The organism is Pseudomonas sp. HMWF006, from assembly GCF_003061205.1.
Lineage (GTDB): Bacteria > Pseudomonadota > Gammaproteobacteria > Pseudomonadales > Pseudomonadaceae > Aquipseudomonas > Aquipseudomonas monsensis.
The window spans coordinates 2467-2756 of sequence record NZ_QAIU01000555.1; the positions used below are offsets into that span (position 1 = coordinate 2467).

Genomic DNA, 290 nt, shown 5'->3' on the forward strand with positions numbered 1-290 from the left:
CAGCCCATCGGCATCAACCCGCCGTCCTTGAGCAGCGAATGCCCGGCGGGGGCGACGAAACCGCAACAGACGTGCAGCGTCAGCCAGCCTTGATGAGCGTCGATAAACGCCGTCGGATCGAAGGTGCGCAGCGGTACCATGCGGTAATCGGCGAGCCCGGAACTGCGCGTCATCAACTCGGCATCAAGGCGTGACACGAACGCACGAATCGCGCTGCCGCCCCTGCAATTTGTCATGCACAGAATGTCGACCGGTTGACGCGTGGGGTTGTCGGTGGAGCCTGAGTTTTT

General features: G+C 62.1%; 1 pseudogene. It reads right to left on the reverse strand.

Going from position 1 to position 290, the window contains the following annotated elements:
- A pseudogene (locus DBR24_RS33700) lies at positions 1 to 290 on the reverse strand (hypothetical protein); the annotation flags it as partial.